At 63.2% G+C, this 19,342-nt stretch carries 20 protein-coding genes; 9 read left to right on the top strand and 11 right to left on the bottom strand.

Going from position 1 to position 19,342, the window contains the following annotated elements; genetic code table 11:
• Window positions 1-29: 29 nt before the first annotated feature.
• Window positions 30-323: an HNH endonuclease gene (locus Q1A89_RS00335; protein ID WP_299722072.1), complete on the top strand. Its 294-nt coding sequence runs from the start codon at window positions 30-32 to the stop codon at window positions 321-323.
• A 210-nt stretch (window positions 324-533) separates the two neighbouring features.
• On the opposite strand, the gene Q1A89_RS00330 is transcribed toward Q1A89_RS00335, so the two are convergent.
• Complete coding sequence (locus Q1A89_RS00330) at window positions 534-1,166, bottom strand: enoyl-CoA hydratase/isomerase family protein (RefSeq protein ID WP_299722069.1); 633 nt, start codon at window positions 1,164-1,166, stop codon at window positions 534-536.
• Window positions 1,163-1,915: an SDR family oxidoreductase gene (locus Q1A89_RS00325; RefSeq protein WP_299722066.1), complete on the bottom strand. Its 753-nt coding sequence runs from the start codon at window positions 1,913-1,915 to the stop codon at window positions 1,163-1,165. The genes Q1A89_RS00330 and Q1A89_RS00325 overlap by 4 nt, the downstream gene beginning before the upstream one ends.
• A gap of 133 nt (window positions 1,916-2,048) precedes the next feature.
• Between Q1A89_RS00325 and Q1A89_RS00320 the strand changes: the two genes are divergently transcribed.
• The 6 genes from Q1A89_RS00320 to lpxK all read left to right on the top strand — a co-directional run bounded on the left by Q1A89_RS00320 (window position 2,049) and on the right by lpxK (window position 8,323).
• Window positions 2,049-3,581 (top strand): DUF2125 domain-containing protein, encoded by a 1,533-nt coding sequence (locus tag Q1A89_RS00320; protein ID WP_299722063.1) that lies wholly within the window; start codon window positions 2,049-2,051, stop codon window positions 3,579-3,581.
• A gap of 90 nt (window positions 3,582-3,671) precedes the next feature.
• Window positions 3,672-5,021, top strand: coding sequence for a metallopeptidase TldD-related protein (locus Q1A89_RS00315; protein ID WP_299722060.1), 1,350 nt, complete (start codon window positions 3,672-3,674; stop codon window positions 5,019-5,021).
• Complete coding sequence (locus tag Q1A89_RS00310; RefSeq protein ID WP_299722057.1) at window positions 5,008-5,793, top strand: 3'(2'),5'-bisphosphate nucleotidase CysQ; 786 nt, start codon at window positions 5,008-5,010, stop codon at window positions 5,791-5,793. Before Q1A89_RS00315 ends, Q1A89_RS00310 begins: the two co-directional genes overlap by 14 nt.
• Before the next feature lie 66 nt (window positions 5,794-5,859).
• A complete protein-coding gene (locus tag Q1A89_RS00305; RefSeq protein ID WP_299722055.1) occupies window positions 5,860-6,102 on the top strand; it encodes a DUF4170 domain-containing protein in 243 nt (80 codons plus the stop codon).
• 8 nt (window positions 6,103-6,110) lie between these two features.
• Window positions 6,111-7,331: a glycosyltransferase N-terminal domain-containing protein gene (locus Q1A89_RS00300; protein ID WP_299722052.1), complete on the top strand. Its 1,221-nt coding sequence runs from the start codon at window positions 6,111-6,113 to the stop codon at window positions 7,329-7,331.
• On the top strand, window positions 7,331-8,323 hold the full coding sequence (gene lpxK, locus Q1A89_RS00295) for a tetraacyldisaccharide 4'-kinase (protein WP_299722049.1): 993 nt from the start codon (window positions 7,331-7,333) through the stop codon (window positions 8,321-8,323). Before Q1A89_RS00300 ends, lpxK begins: the two co-directional genes overlap by 1 nt.
• A 99-nt stretch (window positions 8,324-8,422) precedes the next feature.
• Here the strand turns inward: lpxK and Q1A89_RS00290 are convergent, their stop codons facing one another.
• The 3 genes from Q1A89_RS00290 to Q1A89_RS00280 are packed head-to-tail and all read right to left on the bottom strand — an operon-like array spanning window position 8,423 to window position 10,790.
• Complete coding sequence (locus Q1A89_RS00290) at window positions 8,423-9,574, bottom strand: CaiB/BaiF CoA-transferase family protein (RefSeq protein WP_299722046.1); 1,152 nt, start codon at window positions 9,572-9,574, stop codon at window positions 8,423-8,425.
• Window positions 9,574-10,272 carry a DsbA family protein gene (locus Q1A89_RS00285; RefSeq protein ID WP_299722043.1) on the bottom strand — a complete coding sequence of 233 codons (699 nt, stop codon included), beginning with the start codon at window positions 10,270-10,272 and terminating at the stop codon, window positions 9,574-9,576. Before Q1A89_RS00285 ends, Q1A89_RS00290 begins: the two co-directional genes overlap by 1 nt.
• On the bottom strand, window positions 10,269-10,790 hold the full coding sequence (locus Q1A89_RS00280) for a DciA family protein (protein WP_299722040.1): 522 nt from the start codon (window positions 10,788-10,790) through the stop codon (window positions 10,269-10,271). The genes Q1A89_RS00285 and Q1A89_RS00280 overlap by 4 nt, the downstream gene beginning before the upstream one ends.
• 84 nt (window positions 10,791-10,874) lie before the next feature.
• Here Q1A89_RS00280 and mutY point away from each other — a divergent pair, with 84 nt between their 5' ends.
• Entirely contained in the window at window positions 10,875-11,918 is a 1,044-nt protein-coding gene (gene mutY / locus Q1A89_RS00275) for an A/G-specific adenine glycosylase (protein WP_299722037.1), read from the top strand.
• Window positions 11,919-11,994: 76 nt separating this feature from the next.
• The gene (locus Q1A89_RS00270) at window positions 11,995-13,131 is read left to right on the top strand and encodes an alkane 1-monooxygenase (protein WP_299722034.1); all 1,137 of its coding nucleotides are present in this window, start codon (window positions 11,995-11,997) and stop codon (window positions 13,129-13,131) included.
• Window positions 13,132-13,135: 4 nt separating this feature from the next.
• Here the strand turns inward: Q1A89_RS00270 and Q1A89_RS00265 are convergent, their stop codons facing one another.
• From Q1A89_RS00265 to Q1A89_RS00240, 6 genes are all read right to left on the bottom strand, one after another.
• A complete protein-coding gene (locus tag Q1A89_RS00265; protein WP_299722031.1) occupies window positions 13,136-13,534 on the bottom strand; it encodes a cytochrome c in 399 nt (132 codons plus the stop codon).
• Window positions 13,535-13,635: 101 nt separating this feature from the next.
• Window positions 13,636-15,264 (bottom strand): GMC family oxidoreductase, encoded by a 1,629-nt coding sequence (locus Q1A89_RS00260; RefSeq protein WP_299722028.1) that lies wholly within the window; start codon window positions 15,262-15,264, stop codon window positions 13,636-13,638.
• A complete protein-coding gene (locus tag Q1A89_RS00255) occupies window positions 15,255-15,704 on the bottom strand; it encodes a gluconate 2-dehydrogenase subunit 3 family protein (RefSeq protein WP_299722025.1) in 450 nt (149 codons plus the stop codon). Before Q1A89_RS00255 ends, Q1A89_RS00260 begins: the two co-directional genes overlap by 10 nt.
• Window positions 15,705-15,796: 92 nt before the next feature.
• Complete coding sequence (locus Q1A89_RS00250; RefSeq protein ID WP_299722022.1) at window positions 15,797-16,279, bottom strand: hypothetical protein; 483 nt, start codon at window positions 16,277-16,279, stop codon at window positions 15,797-15,799.
• A gap of 388 nt (window positions 16,280-16,667) precedes the next feature.
• Window positions 16,668-18,020, bottom strand: a complete 1,353-nt coding sequence (locus Q1A89_RS00245; protein WP_299722019.1) for an adenylate/guanylate cyclase domain-containing protein — start codon at window positions 18,018-18,020, stop codon at window positions 16,668-16,670.
• Between the two features lie 147 nt (window positions 18,021-18,167).
• A complete protein-coding gene (locus Q1A89_RS00240) occupies window positions 18,168-19,268 on the bottom strand; it encodes a site-specific DNA-methyltransferase (RefSeq protein WP_299722016.1) in 1,101 nt (366 codons plus the stop codon).
• Window positions 19,269-19,342: the final 74 nt, after the last annotated feature.

Genomic DNA, 19,342 nt, shown 5'->3' with positions numbered 1-19,342 from the left:
GTGGCCCGTAGCGCAAGGGAGGACGCGATATGCCGGATCCGATTTGCCCGCTCTGTGACCGTCCGATCCCTGAAGATGTCCCGCAAAGCCTGCATCACCTGATACCGAAGCTGAAAGGCGGCAAGGGTGGGCCAACTGTGCTGATGCACCACATCTGCCATCGCGAGGTGCATGCCACCCTCAGTGAGGCGGACCTGGCCCGCACCTACAACACGCCCGAAGCGCTGCGTGCCCATCCCCGTCTTGCCAAGTTTGCGGCATGGATCGCCAAGCGTCCGCCCGGCTTTGCGTCGAAAATTCCAGGCAAGCGGCGCGCGCGTTAGCGCTTGCGGGCCGAGGGAGGTTTTGGGCTTTTGGCCTCGAGTGTGGCGATGACGCGGGGCAAAACCTGCCGCACAAGCAGGGTCACCCGCTCGTTTCGGGTGAGGGCCTTGATCGTCGCCACTGGTTTTTGGGGCTGACGGTCAGGTCTGATTATGAAACTGTCGCGCGCCATGGTTCGAGGCCGAGCCTAGCATGGACGCGCGATTCCCTTAAGCTGTATCGGGGGCCGCCGCGCCGTTGCATAGGCGTTTGATCGCCTGTGCGGTTTCCGGGTCCGCCGACATGCAGTCAGCACAGAGCGCGCGGGCACGGTCCATCAACGTCTCTGCGCTCACTATCTCGTCGATCAGGCCGCAGGCCAGCGCCTGATCCGTGGCGATCTTTTGCCCGGCCAACAGCATCCATTTGGTCCGTGCCGGGCCGATCAGGGCGGCCATGCGCACCGGATCGCTGGGTTGGGGCAGATAGCCCAGCTTCATCACCGGGTAAAAGAATTTGGTGCCCGGCACGGCGATGCGCAGATCGCAGGCCAGCACCATGCCGTTGGCCCCGCCCGCCACCGTGCCGTTGAGGGCCGCGATGGTCAGCCCCGGATGGGCAGCGATGGCGCCGGACAGCTCCTCCCACAGGGGCGAGGTGGCAAGGCCTGCGCGCGCGGCATCCAGATCGGCACCTGCACTGAACACCTTGCCTGTGCCGGTCAGGATGAGGGCGGCGGCGTCTTTGGCGTCCTGCACCGCATCGTGCAGGTCGCGCAGCATCGCCTCGGTCAGGGCGTTGGCCTTGTCGGGGCGGTTCAGGGTCAGGGTGGTGACGGGGCCATCGGTTGTGACGTCGATCATGCCAGCCCCACGGCTGTCCGAATCTCGGGATCGCGCAACGAGATTTCCTGCCCCAGCCATGGGTCCGCGCCGTCCGAGCACATCCACAAGAGCGCTCGTGCGGGCCAGTCGGGAGGGATATGATCGGACCAGTCGAGCTGGCTGACCGGGTTGATGCCGCTGGCTTTGATCTCACGCTGCATCTGGGTGGCGACGGTGCCGGGGCTGAGGCCCATGGCGCGGATGCCCGCATCGCCGTTTTCCTTGTGCGCGCAGGCGGTGAGCATCGCGGCCCCCGCCTTGGAGGCGCAGTAATGCGACCATGCCTCGACCGGGCCGTGCGCCGCCCCCGAGCTGATGGTGAGGATCGTGCCGCGCCCGGCCTTGAGCATCACGGGCAAGGCGGCGCGCATTCCGTAAAAGACGCCCTTGAGGTTGATGTCGATCACGTGGCCCCATGCGGCGGGGTCAGCTTCGGAAAGGTGTGCGATGGGTTCGATGACACCGGCATTGCCGATCAGCACGTCGAGGCTGCCAAAGCGATCGACGCTCTGCTGAACCGCCCCGGCCACCGCGTCATAGTCGCTGACATCGCAGGGCAGGGCCAGTGCGCGCTCTCCGATCTCGGCCGCGAGGTCGGTGATGGCATCAGCCGAGCGTGCCAGCAGCACCACATTGGCCCCGGCCTTGGCAAAGATGCGGCCCGTGTCCGCCCCGATCCCCCGGCTTGCCCCGGTGATCAGCACCGTTTGTCCTGTCATGTCCTGCATGTTGCACCCCTTTCGCATTGAGCTGTCTTGCACTGACGTCAATTGCAGATACCTACAGTTCAGCACAAGCCCTTGACGCCTCTGGCGCGCTGCCAGACGATAAGGGGCCTATTCTGACCCTAAGGATTCTGTCATGCCTCGCATTTCTCTTTTGATCCGCAGCAGCGCCATTGCGCTGTGTCTGCCGGCGTCTGCCGCTTTCGCCGACCTGACCAGCGCCGACGTCTGGTCAGACTGGAAATCCTACATGACCTCGGCCGGATATGATCTTACCGCATCCGAGGCTACCAATGGCGGCACATTGACAGTGACGAACCTGAACATGGCGATGGAACTGGGTGAGGATGTCGGAGAAGGCACGGCACGCATCGTCATGCCCGACATCACCTTTGTCGAGCAGGGGGACGGGTCGGTGTCCATCGAACTGCCCACGCAAACCTCGATTGTGGTGAACATGACGCCGCCAAATGGCGAAAAGGTCGATCTGACCATCCGCTTTGATCAGACAGACCCGGTGATGAGTGCGGCAGGTGATCCGGGCGATCTGACCTATACCTATGCGTCCGCATCCGCCGTCATGGCGATGGACGGGCTGACCGTCAACGGCCTGCCCATCCCGCAGGACATTGCCAAGTTTGATCTGAAGATGTCGAACATGGCTTACGTGGTTCAAACCACGGTCGGCACCTTGCGCACCATCCAGCAGGACATCACGGTGGACGCAATGGACTACGATATCGCCTTTACCGATCCCGAAGGCGAAGGGTCGTTCAAACTGCTTGGCGCCATGACGGGCATCGCGATGGACGCCAGCGGTGATTTGCCGCTGGACAGCGACCCGCAGGACATGAACGCGATGCTGAACGCGGGCCTCGACTTTGACGGGACTTTCACCTCGACCGGCGGCAATTACGAGCTGACCTTCAACGGCCCGGACGGCAGCGGCACAGCCAACAGCACCTCTGAAGGCGGCGAGTTTGGTTTTGCGATGAGCATGGCCGGCCTCAGCTACGACGTGTTGCAGCGCAATGTTGACTTCAACATGCTGATTACGGAATTTCCGCTGCCCCTGTCCATTTCCGCAGCCGAGATCGGGACCAGTTTCCTGATGCCGGTTCAGAAATCCGCCGAAGATCAGCCGTTCGGGCTGGGTGTGTCGCTGAGTGATTTCACCATGTCCGACATGATCTGGGGCCTGTTTGACCCCACGGGCCAGTTGCCCCGTGATCCCGCCACGCTGATCGTTGATCTGAGCGGGCAGGCCAAGGTGCTGTTCAACTTTCTCGACCCCTCGCAGGCCGCCATTCTGGAAACCACCGGGGCCGCGCCGGGTGAGTTGAACGCCCTGACCCTGAACAAGCTGGAACTGAACGCCGTTGGTGCGCAATTGACCGGGGCCGGCGAGTTCACCTTTGACAACAGCGATGTGGTGACCTTTGATGGCATGCCACGGCCCGAGGGTGGGATCGACCTCAAGCTGGTGGGCGGCAACGGGCTGCTGGACAAGCTGGTGGGCATGGGCCTCGTGCCGCAGGATCAGGCCATGGGTGCGCGCATGATGATGGGTCTGTTTGCCGTCCCCGGCGAGGCGCCTGACACGCTGAATTCCCGCATCGAGGTGAATAACGAGGGCCATGTGCTCGCAAACGGGCAGCGCATCCGCTGATTTGACCTTGCAGGGCAGGCTGATCCGGCCTGCCCTTGCACAGGGCTGCCCGCGCCGTTACCTGAGGGCTCAATCGTGCGGAGCAGCCCAATGACCCCATCCGATCTTTCCGACCTTACGGCCCGCCTGCTGGCTGCGGCCAAAGATGCGGGCGCGGATGCGTCCGATGCCATCGCGATTCAGGGCACGTCCGTGTCCGTGGATGTGCGCGCCGGGGCGCTGGAACAGGCCGAACGGTCCGAAGGGATCGATCTGGGGCTGCGCGTGTTTGTGGGACAGAAACAGGCCAATGTATCTTCGTCCGATGCTTCGGAGCGGACACTGGCCGAAATGGCCGCCCGCGCCGTGGCCATGGCCCGCGAGGCGCCCGATGATCCGCATGCCGGTCTTGCCGACCCGTCGCAACTGGCCACCGAGTGGGACGTGGCCGTGCTGGAACTGTCCGATGACAGTCCCGAACCGCAGCCTGCCGATCTGCAACGTGACGCGCTTGAGGCCGAAGCCGCCGCCCTTGCCGTTCCCGGCGTCGCACAGGTCCAGCAGTCCACCGGGGCCTATGGCGCCCGCGACATCTGGCTGGCCGCGTCGAACGGGTTTTCCGGCGGTTACCGCCGCACCGACCGGGCGCTGAGTTGCGTGGCCATCTCCGGCGTCGGCACCGATATGGAGCGGGACTATGACGGCGACAGCCGCATCTTTCAGTCCGATCTGCGCGCGCCCGAGGATATTGGCCGCAGCGCCGGCGCCCGCGCGGTCGAACGTATGGGCGCGCGCAAACCGCCCACCGGGTCCTACCCTGTTCTGTTTGACGAACGCATCTCGTCCTCGCTGATCGGCCATCTGTTGGTGGCCGCCAACGGCAGCAGCATCGCCCGTGGCGCGTCGTGGTTGCGCGACCGTCTGGGCACGCAGGTCCTGCCCGAAGGTCTGAACCTGATCGAAGACCCGCACCGCCCCCGCGCCGCCGGGACGCGCCCCTTTGACGCCGAAGGTTTGCCCACACGACCGCGCACCATCGTTGACGGTGGCATTCTGACCGGTTGGACACTGGATCTGGCCACCGCGCGCAAGCTGGGCATGGAATCGACCGGCAATGCGGCGCGCGGCACCGCCTCTCCGCCCAGCCCGTCGATCTGGAATGTGGCGCTGGATCAGGGCACGGCCAGCCGGATGGACCTGATCCGCGATATGGGCACGGGTCTGCTGGTCACGTCGATGATCGGCTCGACCATCAACCACAACACCGGGGATTATTCGCGTGGTGCCTCCGGCTTGTGGATCGAGAACGGCGAGATCGCCTATCCGGTCAACGAATGCACCATCGCAGGCAGCCTGCCCGACATGCTGCGCAGCATCGTGCCTGCCAATGACGCGCGCACCCACCTCAGCCGCGTTGTCCCATCCCTGCTTGTGTCGGGAATGACCCTTGCCGGCAGCTGACCTTCCCCTGTTGATCGACGCGGCCCGGGTCGCGGGCCGTGTGGCGACCAGTTTCACTGGCCCCGCCGCGCAGCGCTGGGACAAGCCCGGTGGCGCAGGCCCGGTAACCGAGGCCGATCTGGCGGTGAACGATGTGCTGATGTCGACCCTGCGCACCGCCCGGCCCGACTATGGCTGGTTGTCCGAAGAGACCGAGGATTCCGCGCAGCGCCTGGCGCAGGACACCGTGTTCATCATCGACCCGATCGATGGCACCCGCAGTTTTGTCGAAGGCGGGCGGACCTGGGCCATTTCCATTGCCGTGGCCCATCGCGGTACGGTGACGGCTGCGGCGGTGTACTTGCCCCGGCGCGACAAGCTGTATGCCGCAGGGCACGGGATCGGGGCCACCCTGAACGGTGCAACCCTGAGCGCCAGTGCCTCGCCGATGTCCCCGGGCAGCAAAGTGTTGGCCGCGCGTCCCAATTTCGAGGCCGCCCATTGGCAGGGCGGCGCGCCTGAGATCGACCGCCACTACCGCCCGTCACTGGCCTATCGGTTGTCGCTGGTGGGCGAGGGCCGCTTTGACGGGATGCTGACCCTGCGCCCCAGTTGGGAATGGGACATTGCGGCCGGTGCGCTGATCGTATCCGAGGCGGGGGGCACTATCACTGACCGCAATGGCGCACCCTTGCAGTTCAACAATCCGCACCCGACCCTGAACGGTGTTGTGGCCGGTGGGCACAGCCTGCACGGCGCTCTTGTCGACAGGCTGATCCCGCAGTCTTCTTGACCCTCCGGGCCATATAGGCAAACTGTCGCTTGTCGGTCTCAACCCCTGTCATCAAAGGAATTTCCCATGACCCAGCGCCTGCACCTCGTCTTTGGCGGTGAATTGGTGGACCCCTCGAAAAACGTGTTCAAGGATGTGGACGCGCTGCACATCGTGGGGATTTTTCCCGATTACGCCACCGCCTACAATGCGTGGAAATCCGAGGCCCAGCGGACCGTGGATAACGCCCATATGCGCTATTTCATCGCGCACCTGCACCGTCTGCGAGACGAGGAAAACGCCGCCACGCCCACCGAAGAACTGGGCTGAGCAGACCGATGCGCGAGTCCATCGGGTTGGCCGCATACCGGAGCCTGTCCGGTCGGCGCGCTGTCCCGGCCTATGCACCCGCGCATCCCCGCCCCTCCGGCGAAGTCGTCTGGATCCACGCCGCCGAAGCGGGCAACAACCGCGCCATCGCTGACCTTGCACAGCGTCTGATCACCGTGCGCCACGGCACCCATGTGGTGCTGACCGCCACCGAGGGCGGGTTTGACCCGTTCTGTGTCGACGGCATACTGGTCGACGCAGCCCCCGAGGATCACCCGGCCACCGCCCGCGCCTTTATCCACCACTGGCAACCTGATGTGGTGATCTGGGCCTGGGGCGATCTGCAGCCCAACCTCGTGCACGAGGCCGACAGGTCCGGCGCCCACATGTTGCTGGTGGATGCCGCCAGCGACGGGTTCGACGGGCGCCGCGACCGCTGGTTGCCGGATGTGCCCCGCCGCCTTCTTGGGGCGTTTGATCATGTGATTGCCCGCGATGCGGACTCGCGCGCGCGGCTGATCCAATTGGGCCGCCCGGCCTCGCGCGTTGAGCTGGCCGCGCCTTTGCACCCTTCGGGGCGGATGCTGCTGGCCAATGACAGCGATATCGCGGACGTGACCGAGGCCCTGGCTGGCCGCCCCACCTGGCTTGCCGCCCAGACCACCCGCGCCGAAGAGCGTGTTTTGCTGGGCGCGCACAAACTGGCGGTGAGCACATCGCACCGCTTGCTGCTGATCCTGCACGCCACATCTGCCGCCGACAGTGCCCATTCCATGGATCTGGCCCACGCGGCGGGCATGCGCGCGGTCTATTGGGGCGAAGGTCAATTGCCCGATGACAATTGTCAGGTGTTGGTGGCAGACGCCGATGACGAGCTTGGCCTGTGGTTGCGCATTGCGCCCGTCACCTTTCTGGGCGGGTCCATGCATCCGGGCAATGAGGTTTACGATCCTTATATCGCCGCCAGCCACGGCACGGCCCTGATCTATGGCCCGCATGTCGGCAAGTACGGCGATGCCTTTGCCCGGCTGGTCAAGGCCCGCGCCGCGCGCATGGTGAACGACAAAAAGTCGCTGGGCCGCGCCGTCAGCCAGATGACCGCCCCGGATCAGGCGGCGATGATGGCGATGGCGGGATGGGATGTGGTCACGCAGGCCGCCCTCAGCCTTGATCGGGTGATTGATCTGACCCAGTCGCATCTGGATGCCATCGACGGCGGCGCGGCCTGATGCGCACACCCGCCTTCTGGGCTTCGGACCGGGGCGCGCGGGATTGGCGCGCGCGGCTGCTGGCGCCGCTGGGGCTTCTCTATGGGCGGGCAACGGCACGCCGTCTTGCGACGGGCGCGCGTCTTGATCCCGGCGTGCCGGTGATCTGCGTGGGCAACATCAATGCGGGCGGAACCGGCAAGACCCCCACCGTGATTGCGTTGATCGAACGGTTGCAGGGCGCCTTTCATACACCTCATATCGTCAGCCGGGGCTATGGCGGCAGCCTGACCGGCCCTGTCGAAGTCAATCCGGCCAAACACAGCGCCGCGGAGGTCGGGGACGAGCCGCTGCTGCTGTCGGCCTTTGCCCACACCTGGGTGGCGCGCGATCGCGCAGCCGGGGCCAAGGCCGCGAAAGAGGCCGGGGCGAGCGTCATCGTGCTGGATGACGGGTTCCAGAACCCGGCCCTGACCCATGCCCTGTCTATCGTGGTGGTGGACGCCGAAACAGGCTTTGGCAACGGGCTGTGCCTGCCTGCAGGCCCTTTGCGCGAACCAGCCGAGGTGGGGTTGCAACGGGCCGACTTGCTGATCTCCATCGGGCCTGAGGCAGCGCAGGTCGCATTCGATGCCACCCCCCTGCCAGCAGGCTTGCCTCGCATCCGCGCCCATCTCGCGCCCTTGCAGACCGGCATGGATTGGGCCGATGCACCGATCATTGCCTTTGCCGGGATCGGTCGCCCGCAAAAGTTCTTTGACACCCTGCACAGTCTGGGTGCGACCCTGATCCGGGCCGAGGCCCTGGCTGATCATCAACCGCTGTCAGCGACCTTTCTCACCCGACTGGAAGGCGAGGCCAAGCTGAGAGGCGCGCAACTGGTCACCACCGAAAAGGACGCGGTGCGCCTGCCCCCGGCCTTTCGCCAAAAGGTCATCACACTGCCCGTGCGGCTCGCGTTCGATGACGCTACAGCTTTGGACACAGCACTGGCCTCCCTACCCAAACCCTGAGCTTCTCTGATTGAAAAAAATCCCCCCCGGAGGGCGCAGCCGCCGGAGGTGGCTGCAAAAAAACGCGTGGCGCGTCAGCGCCTCATTTCAACAGATCGCTCAGGCGTCGTCTTCGCCCAGTTTCGGCGCGGGTCGACCCAGCACCAGATCACTGTCTGAAAACCGGATCGGTGTGCGCACGCCGGGCACGCCATCCGTGTCGATCTGCATGCCCCGGGCAATGACCTGCGGGTCCGCCATCACCTCGGCCATATCGTTGATCGGCCCTGCGGGCACACCGCTGGCCTCGCAGGCGGCCAGCAAGTCGGCGCGACTGCGCTGCAGGGTCGCTTCGGTCAGTCGGCGGGTCATCTCGGCCCGGTTCGCGATGCGGTCGGAGTTGCGCAGGAACTCCGGCGCTTCTGCCATCTCTTCCAATCCCAGCAGATGGCACAGACGCTGATACTGACCGTCATTGCCGGTCGCGATGATGATATGCCCGTCGGCGCAGTCAAACACCTGATAGGGGGTGAGGTTCACATGGGCATTGCCCATCCGCCCCGGCACCGTGCCGCTGGTCAGGTAATTCATCCCCTGGTTCGACGTCATCGCGACCGCCGTGTCCAGCAGGGACATGTCCACCTGTTGCCCCTTGCCCGTGGTGGCGCGCGCATGGACGGCCGCCAGAATAGCGGTGGTCGCATAGACCCCGGTGAACAGATCGGTGATCGCCACGCCGGATTTCTGCGGCTGACCCTCGGGATCGCCGGTGACGGACATCAACCCGGACATGCCCTGAATGATGAAATCATAGCCCGCCCGGCGGGCATAGGGGCCAGTCTGGCCAAACCCGGTGATCGAGCAATAGATCAGCCGCGGGAACCGGTCCTTGAGGCTGTCATAGTCCAGCCCGTATTTCGCAAGGCCGCCGACCTTGTAGTTCTCGATCAGGATATCGGCGCCATCCAGCAGCTCGAACAGGCGCGCCTTGCCCGCTGCGTCGCGGAAATCGATGGTGACCGAGGCCTTGCCGCGATTGGTGGAATGAAAATACGAGGCCGAGACATCTTCACCCCTCGTCACAAAGGGCGGGCCCCACTGGCGGGTATCATCGCCGCGCGGGGCCTCGACCTTGATCACTTCGGCACCGAGGTCGGCCAACGTCTGACCTGCCCATGGGCCCGCCAGCACCCGCGCCATTTCAATGACGCGCAGCCCGGCCAGAGGCCCTGCCGCGCCCGACTTGGGGTGCGGCAAGCCCTCGTTCGTCATCAGCTGCCAGCCGCTTCGTCGATCAGGCGGGCCATCTCGGGATAGGCCATGTTGTTGTAGGTGGTGCCATTGATGACAAAGCTGGGGGTGGAGCGGATGCCGTCCTCGGCTGCGTTTTCCTGATACCACGCCACCAGCGTGCGCAGGGAATCCGCATTGTTCAGGCAGCCGTCAATTGTATCCGCACTCAGTCCGGCCAGACGCCCGATCTTGCGCAATTCATCCGCGATGGCGGCGGGGTCTCCGCCACCCGCACGGGCCCAATCGCTTTGCGCGGTATAGAGCATGTCGGTGATGCCAAAGAACGCCTCGGGCGTGCCTGCGCAGCGCGCGATGGCCGAGGCCCAGAGGCCAAAGCGGTCAAAGTAGACTTCGCGGTAGACAAAGTTGATCTTGCCGGTGTCGATGTAATCCGCCTTGAGCTGCTTGTAGTTGCCCGCGTGGAACGAGGCGCAGTGCGGGCAGGTGTAGCTGGCGTATTCGATCACGGTGACCGGCGCATCCGGGTTGCCAAGCTGCATTTCGACGACACTGGAGGTGTCTACGTCCGCATCGGCCGTCTGGGCATTGGCCGCGCCAAGCAGCCGTTCGGCCTGGGCCTGTTCCTGGGGCGATTGCCCGCTGCCAGAGGTCGAGGCGTACCAGAAATATCCGGCCACACCGATGGCCACGGCCAGCACGGGGAGAATGCGATTCATGTGCGTGTTCCTTGCTTTTCTTTCGTGAGTATGTGGGCACCCAGCTGTTCAAGCGCGTGGCGCAGCCCGTCATCAGCGACTGGGGCGACAACGCTGCTGGCCGCGGCCTGCATGTCCGGGCTTGGCGCCTTGGGTGTCGTGTCTTTGGGTTTGGTCTCAAACGCCACCTGCCCCTCGGCAAATCCGGTGGCGGCGGTCTGTGTGATCCGGATGCGCGCGATGGCGTTGTAGCCATAAACCGCGTTCACGCGGGTGCGCAGCTGTTCCTTTTGCATTTCAAGCATTGGGGCCTGCGCGCCGGTGGTCAGCAGCGTCAGCGTCGCCCCCATGCCGCCACGCCCATAGCTGACCTCGACCGGGCGGGAGACTGCGGCGACGTCCGCCCCGGCCACTTCGGCCCAGTCTGTCAGCAGGCGGCTTTGGGCAAAGCCCCGGCTTTCGCTCGCCGCGCGAATCCGCCCCGTCAGCAGCGATGCTGTCCGGGTGAACCCTTTTGTACTGGCGCGGCGCGGGGCCATGACTATGTTCCTCTTCACTTGGCCGTGAGCATAGAGGATGACAGCGTGAGCAACCAGCAGTGAGAACGCCGGGAGACATAAATCTTGCGTGACCTGAGCGACGATCTGCTGGGCTGGTACGATGTCCATGCCCGCGCGATGCCGTGGCGCGTGTCGCCTGCCGACAAAAAGGCTGGCATCCGCCCCGATCCATACGCAGTCTGGATGTCCGAGATCATGCTGCAACAGACCACCGTCGCCGCCGTCACCGCTTATTTCCAACGCTTCATGGCGCGCTGGCCCACGGTTGCAGACCTTGCTGCCGCCGAGGACAGTGACGTCATGGGCGAATGGGCGGGCCTTGGGTACTATGCCCGCGCCCGCAACCTGCTGAAATGCGCGCGGGTTGTGGTGGCCGAGCATGGTGGCGCCTTTCCGGCGGATCACGCCGCATTGCTGAAGCTGCCGGGGATCGGACCCTATACCGCTGCTGCCATTTCCTCGATCGCCTTTGATCAGCGCCACGTGGTTGTCGACGGCAACGTCGAGCGGGTGATGGCACGCATGTTTGATGAACACACGCCATTGCCTGCGGCCAAGCCCATCCTGACCGCCCATGCCGAACGTCTGACCCCCGATCAGCGCCCCGGAGACTACGCGCAGGCGGTGATGGACCTTGGGGCGACGATCTGTTCACCCAAATCGCCCGCTTGCGGGATTTGCCCATGGCGTGAACCCTGTGCGGCGCGGGTGGCAGGCACGGCGGGTGAATTGCCCAAGAAGACCCCGAAAAAGGCGAAGCCCGTGCGCCATGGCACCGTCTACCTTGCACAGCGCAGTGACGGGGCGTGGCTGCTGGAAACCCGACCCGACAGCGGGTTGTTGGGGGGCATGCTGGGCTGGCCCGGTTCGGACTGGGTCGATGTCACCCTGCCCCGGCCCACCGGCCAACCGATTGAAACCGAATGGCAAAAAGTAGGTGACGAGGTGCGCCACACCTTCACCCATTTCCACCTGATCCTGGATGTGATGACCGCGACCGTCACAACGCAAACGCCCGATGTGGGTGCGTTTTTGCCGCGCGACCAGTTCCGTCCCTCAGACCTGCCCACGGTGATGCGCAAAGCCTACGATCTGGTGCACAATTGAATAGCGGCGCTGCGTCACGCTTGGCAGCGGTGGCGGGCTGGGCCTATGATCCCGGCGCGCGCAATGAGGACCCCACATGACACAGCCTTCCCAATCCATGGCCAAGCTGGGACCAGCTCTGCCCTTTGCCATGTCCTTTCTGCTGATCCCGCTGGCGATCATCACGGCCATGTATGGTGGGTGGGCGCTGCTCTTGCTGCCGTTGACCACGTGGTACCTGTTTTCCTTTCTTGACCTGGCCGTCGGACTGAACACCGACAATGCCGATCCAGACGCGCCAGAGGACGACCTGTTCTGGTATCGCGCCATCACCAACGCTTGGGCCCCTGTGCAGTTTGTGCTTCTGTTTGGCCTGATCGCCTATGTTGCCCCGGCCACGCATTTGAATTCATGGGAAAAGATCGGCGTCTTCTTTGGGGTCGGCGTCATCACCGGCACGATCGGCATCAACTACAGCCACGAGCTGATGCACCAGAAGAACAAGGTTGAACGCTGGATGGCTGATGCACTGCTGGCGATGGTGCTGTATTCGCATTTCCGCTCGGAGCATCTGCTGGTGCATCACCGTTATGTGGCCACCCCGCGGGACCCGGTCACCGCGCGCATGAACGAGAGCTTTTACCGCTTTTATCCGCGCGTTCTGAAACAGTGCTTCCTGTCTGCGTGGAATGCGGAAAAGGCGATGCTGGCGCGCAAGAACCTCTCTGCCACCGACTTTTCCAACCCGTTCTGGAAATACGCCTACCTGCAACTGATCTGCCTGCTGCTGGCCTTTGCCCTTGGGGGCTGGTCGGGCGTGGGCCTGTTTGCCGTGCAGGCGGGTGTCGCGATCTGGCAGCTTGAGCTGGTCAACTACGTCGAGCATTACGGGCTGACCCGCAAACATCTCGGCGACGGCAAATATGAGCACGTCCAGCCGCGGCATTCCTGGAACTCGGCGCAAAAGGTCTCGAACTGGCTGCTGATCAACCTGCAGCGCCATTCCGATCACCACTACAAGCCCGACCGGCGTTTTCCGGTGCTGCAGACCTATACCGAAGCGGATGCGCCGCAGTTGCCCTATGGCTATTCGGTGATGACCATTGCGGCGATGTTGCCCCATGTCTGGCGGCGGGTGATGAACCCGCGCGTGCGCAAGTGGCGGGGCATGTACTACCCCGAGATCACCGACTGGACGGCCTATAACAAGGCAGCCAACCCGCTGCCTCGTTGAGGCGCTATTCCTGCACGCCGCGCAGATAGGCCAAAAGATCAGAAACCGGCGTGCTGGTCATGATCGGTTGTCCCGTCTCTGCCTTCAACGGAACGAAATCGACGTCAAAAAATGGGCCATAGACCGGCATGGGTGAGCCGTGGCTGACCAGCGGGTCGCGCCCGTCGATGCGCATCACGATTCGCGCGATGGGATAGACCCCGCCATTCCGCGCCGTCAGTTGCGTGAGGTCCGGGGGCTTGATCAGCAGCACTGTCGCCATCGGCCCATCCCCACGCGCGCCCAGACCGTGGCAGACGGCACAATGGGACTGGAACAGGGCCTCTCCGTTTTGGGCGTCTTCGGCTGTGGCCGCGCCTGCCAGTCCGAGTGCTGCAAGAATGCCAGCAAGCAGATGTTTCATTGATGCTCTCCCATGGAATTGATCACCATGAGGTTAGGGCCGTGCGGCATCGCCTGCCCTGATCAGGATCAATTCGACGAGGGGAAAATGTGTGCGGTGGCTCAGGCCACCAGCCGGTCAGCCATGCGCAGCGCCAGCGCCTGAATCGTCGACACGGGCGCCTCGCCGCCACCGCTGCTGGGGAAGGTGCTGGCATCAACGATATAGAGGTTGTCGATGTCATGGGACCGCCCGAACGGGTCGACAACGGATGTGGCCGCATCCGCACCCATCCGGCAGGTGCCAAAAACGTGGGTCGAGGTGAACCTGTCCCAGACCCCGTTTTCCTCGGCCAGTTCGGTCACGCCTGCCTCTGTAAGGATCGCGCGGCATTGGCTGGCCATAAAGCGCAACAGGGCCAGCGAGTTGTCCGTCAGCACCGAGTTGATTTGCGCAAAAGGAACCCCAGCCGCGTCCACCCGTTGGGGATCAAGCGCGACAAAGCTGCGCTCATCAGGGATCGTCTCACCCGTGCCCGCTACTGCGATGGCCGAGCCGAAAACGTTCCGCATCTGCGCCTTGAAGGCCGGGCCATAGCCATCGAGGATCCGGCTGGCATAGGCCATCGGCCCCAGCAGCCCGGTTTCCTGTGTCGAGGCGGTAAAGCGGCAACCGCCCACCACGCCCGGCACGGCATCCTGCGCGTTGTAGGTCCACGACACCGCATCTGCAGGCAGTCCCTTGTGGCTGTTGGTCAGGCCGGGCAGCAGCCCCGCGCTGGTCCATGCCAGCGTCTCCATAAAGTTGCGGCCCACCTGCCCCGAGCCGTTCGCCATGTCATTGGCCAGCAGCAGGCGCGGGGTTTGCACCGCTCCGCCTGCGAGGATCAGGATCGGGGTGTCCTGTTCAAACGGCGCGCCGTCCCGCACGCCACTCACCGCGCGCACCCGCCCGTTTGCGCCCATGATCAGCCGGGTCACCTGCGCGCCGGTGTGGATGGTCAATCGCCCCGTCGCCTCGGCCTTGCGGATAAAGGTCACGTCCGCCGATCCCTTATCCCCCAGTGGGCAGCCCCGCGTGCAGTTGCCGCAATAGTTGCAATTGGGCCGGTTGTCCTTGGGTTCGGACAGGGCGGCACGGGTGTTGGTTTCCCATGCCATGCCCATCCGCGTGCCTGCATCGCGCAAGACGCGCGCAGAAGTGCTGAGCGGGTGGGCCGGTTGCAGATGGTCTTGCGCAGACCAACGGGCGCCGGCGATAGGGGCACCCGCGACGCCAATCTCGGCCTCGATTGTACGGTAGTGGGGCTCGAGATCGGCAAAGGACAGCGGCCAGTCCGCGCCCGCTCCGTGATCCGATTGCAGGCGGAAGGCAGCGGGGTTCAGCCGGTGCGCTTCGCCGACATATTGCAGCGTGCTGCCGCCGACGCCCTGCACATGCGCGTAGCCCGTGGCACTGGGGGGCCGTTTTGTGCTGTTCACTTGCCGCCCGCTGACCGCGTTCCACGAGGCAAGGTCCGCATCCGCAGGATCAAGCGCGCCCAAGTCGCCGTAAGACACGGCTCCGGTCGATCCGGGTTTGATCGGAAAGCCCGTGCGTTCCCAATCTGTGTTGGTCAGCGGGTAGTCCGTGGCCGGATCAAAGCGTGGACCGGCCTCGAGGATCAGGACCTTCAGGCCGTGATTGCACAGCCGCCATGCGGCCGCTGCCCCACCAGCCCCGGCGCCGATAATGACTGCATCTATTGCCATGGCGGAGGGTATCCAGCCGGTTGCGGAGCCGGGTTCAGATCAAACCCGGCGACAGCCTCGGGGCGCGAATAGTAGAATTCCACCCCGGTCAACCGCACCAGCAGAAAGAAGCGCCCGGGGATAAAGTTGCGATCCGCGGCGCGCATCCAGTCCACAACACGGCCCTGATCGGACAGCGACAGGGCATGGAACGGCCCCTGCCCGGTCTGGTTCAGCCATTGTGTGCCAAGAACCAGCAATTGGTTGAATTGGGTCAGTTGCCGGGCAAATCCTATGATGTCACCCTCGATCCCCAACGCACTGGCCGCGGGCGTGTGTTCATCGGCAGGCAGCAGAATGTCCAGATATGCGGCGAGGGTTTTGGCGTCTATTTCGCCTTCGGTTGCCGCAATCTGCTGGGCAAAGGCCGGAGGGGACAGGCTGGCAGCAAGCGCGCTCATCAGAACGCGCCTGCGGGAGATCGAAAGCATCACATCCCCTTTGGCGTCTTCATGTCAGACACCCGTTGGATCATGTGCAAATGGTCCGGCTTTTATTCGACAGAGAGAATTGGAGACGCAATTGGCGTGCTGGTTGTAGTTGTCGTCGCCGAATCCAGCGAAAGCTGACCGATGGTGTGTAGGGCGAGGTAGCCTTCGAACGATCCATCAAAGTAGATGTCGGATCCGGCGGCGAAATATTCGCCGTTGGTACCAAGCACAGCAAATGGCGATCTGTTCTTGAAGCTGTAACCGCCACCGACTTCGGTCTGAATCGAGTTATTGCCGAACAGGCCGGTCAGTTTCGCCTTGTTCAGCGCAAATCCACCCAGCACGTCAAAGTGCAGCGTGGCCTTGGCACCGGTCACGTCACCATCCAGATCAATGTCGCCATGCGCGACGCCCAGTATACCTTCGACACCGTCACCGCCAGATCCAATGGTCAGCGCGAACCCGGCAAAGAGGGTCGTTTCGCTGGTTTCAGCGAATGTGGTCGTCGTTGTGGTAACGGGCGGGATTGGGGTGGACCCGGCCATCGCAAGCGAAGGAAGGGCAAGTGCAGTTGCAACAGCGGCGGAAGCAAAAAACGTTTGGGACATCTAATCTTTTCACTCTTCTCTTGGGGGGAACTGTGAATTCCCGCTTATGGCGATCCATCTTGGGCAAGATTTAGCCCATTAATGAAACCAAGTCATCTTGTGGCGTCCAATCTTTCTGTCGATTGCACTAAGAGTGATGCAAAAAATCACACTTTTGACGGCCAATATCCGCCGATGGGACGCGATTGATGATCTCTGTGTGTCACAACAACCATGACGGGATGACCGTGCGTGACATCAATCACAGATTGAAGGTTGCCTGTGGATTCGACGCCGAATCACCACTCTTTGGCCTTGTTTGCGGTACTTGTCGACCGCCAGGACCCTATTGGTGCACCCAGACCGCGACTGGCTGTGCCACGCCGCGAACGGCCTGATCCGGGGCGCGTTGCAAATCCCTGGATGCACCCGCAGCACACACAAGCGCGTCGCTCGCCACCACCCTGACGTTCATGGCGCGCGTCAACGCCTCAAGCCGGCTTGCCAGATTGACCGTGTCCCCAAGTACCGCAAACTCCAGCCGGTTTGCACCGATGTCACCCAGAACAACCTGCCCGTAATGCAGCCCGAACCGTGCGTCGATTTCGGGCTGCCCCGCCGCACGGCGCTTGGCGTTCAGTTCTTGCATCCGCTCGACCATCGCCTGCACGCAAGCCAAGGCGCGCGCGGCATCGTCCGGTTTGGGCATCGGCGTGCCAAAGCTCGCCATCAGCCCATCGCCCAGATACTTGTCGAGGGTGCCGCCGTGGCGGAACACTTCGCCCTCCATCTCGCGGTGAAACGCGCGCAGCGTGTCGATCACATCCTGCGGGTCGCGCCCGTCGGCATAGGCCGTAAACCCGGCGATGTCGGCGAACAGGATCGCAGCGTTATGGGTGCGCACCTGTCCAAGCGGTTCGTCCTTGTGCGACAACTCGTCAACCACTGTGGGTGAGAAATAGCGCGACAGGTTCGCCCGTTCGCGGGCCATCTCGGCACTGTTAAGCACGAGGTTCTGATAGCGGCGCACCGTGACGGCCAGAATGACCGCAACGATGAAAAACACCACGATCTCCTGAATACGCAAGTCCCAATGCACCAGATTGGGGTCCAATTGCCGCGACAGGTCGGCAGAGGCAGGGAACAACCCCAGTGCCGCCGCCGAAACGGAGGGTATCTGCACCCCGAACAGCCACACGCTGGTCGCCCCGACCATCCACATGCTGCAGGTCCATGTGCCGATGGCTACAACGGTCCGCCACGAATAGGACAGAACCCCGGCGGCAAGAAGGATGTAGAAATACTGAAACACATCAAATTGGTAGATCAATGCGGTCGGCAAAGTCTCGCGCTGCAGCGGATTGGGCATCAACAGCGCCACAGTCATCAATGCGAGGTCGACAAACAGCAAACCCAGTTCTGCGCGCGACTGACCCACCTGCCCGACACGGCGTTGCGCCAGACCCACCAGAACCAGACAGACCAGCAGGCCCAAATACCAGATCACATCCCAATTCGGATTGAGAAACACCAAGAGCACCGCCGTAACGCTCAATGCTGCGACACGGGCCTTTACGGCCAGATCCATGCCTTCGCGCTTGTTGCGTGCCAGCGCTTCCTGCGCGTGGCGGTGTTGCGGCACCGGCTTGTCGTTTGCAGCGCGCCCGGCACTTACAAATGTGTTGCTGATTTCGACCATGGTCCATGCGCCTTTTGCCTCTGTCGCGCCGAATGTAACGCGCATTAACAAAAAAGCCCCGCCAAAAGAGGCGGGGCAGAGGTGAGATGCCTCAGAGAGACCTTGTATCAAGGCCGCAGGCACCTGGCGGTGTTGGATAAAACTGTGTCAGTCGTGCATTTCAGCCCTGATTTGCTGGCGCAGCACGTCGATCGGTACGACCTTGCCTTCACGCTTGAAGCACCAATAGGTCCAGCCATTGCAGCTGGGTGCGCCTTCCAGATGGGCCCCCACCTGATGGATCGACCCCTTGATATCGTCGCCGATCAAGGTGCCGTCGGCCCGCACCTTGGCCTTGTGGCGTTTGTTCATGGAATACAGCTCTTCGCCCGGGCGCAGCATGCCGCGTTCGACCAGTTGGCCAAAGGGCACACGCGGCTCGGCGCGTTTGGAGGCCGAGACGGTCAGCGCCTCGCGGTCGAACTTGCGCACTTTCGCAATCCGTTTTTCGGCAACCTTGCGATAGGCCTCTTCCCGTTCGATGCCGATGAATTCACGGCCCAGCATCTTGGCCACGGCGCCCGTGGTGCCGGTGCCAAAGAACGGATCAAGCACCACATCGCCAGGATTGGTCGATCCGACCAGCACACGGTGCAGCAGGCTTTCGGGTTTCTGGGTTGGATGGGCCTTGTCGCCCTGATCATCCTTCAGCCGCTCGTGCCCGGTGCAGATCGGCAGAACCCAATCGCTGCGCATCTGGATACCTTCGTTCAGCGCCTTCAGAGCCTCGTAGTTGAACGTGTATTTGCTGTCTTCGGACTTGCCCGCCCAGATCATCGTCTCATGGGCGTTGGTGAATCGCTTGCCACGGAAATTCGGCATCGGATTGGACTTGCGCCAGACCACGTCGTTCAGAATCCAGTATCCCTGGTCCTGCAGCGACGCCCCAACGCGGAAAATGTTGTGATAGCTGCCAATGACCCAGATTGCACCATTGGGTTTCAGCAAGCGGCGCGCGGCCTTGAGCCAGGCGGTGGTGAAATCGTCATAGACCTTGAACGACTTGAACTGGTCCCAGTGATCATCCACCGCGTCCACACGGCTGTTGTCAGGGCGGTGCAAATCCCCTTTCAACTGAAGATTATAAGGCGGATCGGCAAAGATCAGATCAACAGAGCCCTCGGGCAGACTGTTCATCACATCAATACAGTCACCCGCAAGTATCTGGTTCAAGGGAAGCGCCTCGGCGCCCTTTACGTGTTTCGTCATCTATCTGCCTCTGTCCCGGTGCTTTATGCACTCGTTGGTTGAGAGCAGGATGAGTCATTGACGATTCGCGGTCA

This window comes from uncultured Tateyamaria sp. (assembly GCF_947503045.1).
Classification (GTDB): Bacteria; Pseudomonadota; Alphaproteobacteria; order Rhodobacterales; family Rhodobacteraceae; genus Tateyamaria.
This window is presented reverse-complemented; position numbering and strand designations above follow the sequence as displayed.

What these genes read in the sequence shown, in the direction of transcription:
- Q1A89_RS00260 (WP_299722028.1), bottom strand. Translation starts at nt 15,264, where the DNA reads ATGGCAATAGATGCAGTCATTATCGGCGCCGGGGCTGGTGGGGCAGCG.
- Q1A89_RS00335 (WP_299722072.1), top strand. Translation starts at nt 30, where the DNA reads ATGCCGGATCCGATTTGCCCGCTCTGTGACCGTCCGATCCCTGAAGAT.
- Q1A89_RS00270 (WP_299722034.1), top strand. Translation starts at nt 11,995, where the DNA reads ATGACACAGCCTTCCCAATCCATGGCCAAGCTGGGACCAGCTCTGCCC.
- Q1A89_RS00265 (WP_299722031.1), bottom strand. Translation starts at nt 13,534, where the DNA reads ATGAAACATCTGCTTGCTGGCATTCTTGCAGCACTCGGACTGGCAGGC.
- Q1A89_RS00255 (WP_299722025.1), bottom strand. Translation starts at nt 15,704, where the DNA reads ATGAGCGCGCTTGCTGCCAGCCTGTCCCCTCCGGCCTTTGCCCAGCAG.
- Q1A89_RS00300 (WP_299722052.1), top strand. Translation starts at nt 6,111, where the DNA reads ATGCGCGAGTCCATCGGGTTGGCCGCATACCGGAGCCTGTCCGGTCGG.
- Q1A89_RS00240 (WP_299722016.1), bottom strand. Translation starts at nt 19,268, where the DNA reads ATGACGAAACACGTAAAGGGCGCCGAGGCGCTTCCCTTGAACCAGATA.
- Q1A89_RS00320 (WP_299722063.1), top strand. Translation starts at nt 2,049, where the DNA reads ATGCCTCGCATTTCTCTTTTGATCCGCAGCAGCGCCATTGCGCTGTGT.
- Q1A89_RS00285 (WP_299722043.1), bottom strand. Translation starts at nt 10,272, where the DNA reads ATGAATCGCATTCTCCCCGTGCTGGCCGTGGCCATCGGTGTGGCCGGA.
- Q1A89_RS00305 (WP_299722055.1), top strand. Translation starts at nt 5,860, where the DNA reads ATGACCCAGCGCCTGCACCTCGTCTTTGGCGGTGAATTGGTGGACCCC.
- lpxK (WP_299722049.1), top strand. Translation starts at nt 7,331, where the DNA reads ATGCGCACACCCGCCTTCTGGGCTTCGGACCGGGGCGCGCGGGATTGG.
- Q1A89_RS00325 (WP_299722066.1), bottom strand. Translation starts at nt 1,915, where the DNA reads ATGCAGGACATGACAGGACAAACGGTGCTGATCACCGGGGCAAGCCGG.
- Q1A89_RS00245 (WP_299722019.1), bottom strand. Translation starts at nt 18,020, where the DNA reads ATGGTCGAAATCAGCAACACATTTGTAAGTGCCGGGCGCGCTGCAAAC.
- Q1A89_RS00330 (WP_299722069.1), bottom strand. Translation starts at nt 1,166, where the DNA reads ATGATCGACGTCACAACCGATGGCCCCGTCACCACCCTGACCCTGAAC.
- Q1A89_RS00250 (WP_299722022.1), bottom strand. Translation starts at nt 16,279, where the DNA reads ATGGCCGGGTCCACCCCAATCCCGCCCGTTACCACAACGACGACCACA.
- Q1A89_RS00290 (WP_299722046.1), bottom strand. Translation starts at nt 9,574, where the DNA reads ATGACGAACGAGGGCTTGCCGCACCCCAAGTCGGGCGCGGCAGGGCCT.
- Q1A89_RS00315 (WP_299722060.1), top strand. Translation starts at nt 3,672, where the DNA reads ATGACCCCATCCGATCTTTCCGACCTTACGGCCCGCCTGCTGGCTGCG.
- Q1A89_RS00280 (WP_299722040.1), bottom strand. Translation starts at nt 10,790, where the DNA reads ATGGCCCCGCGCCGCGCCAGTACAAAAGGGTTCACCCGGACAGCATCG.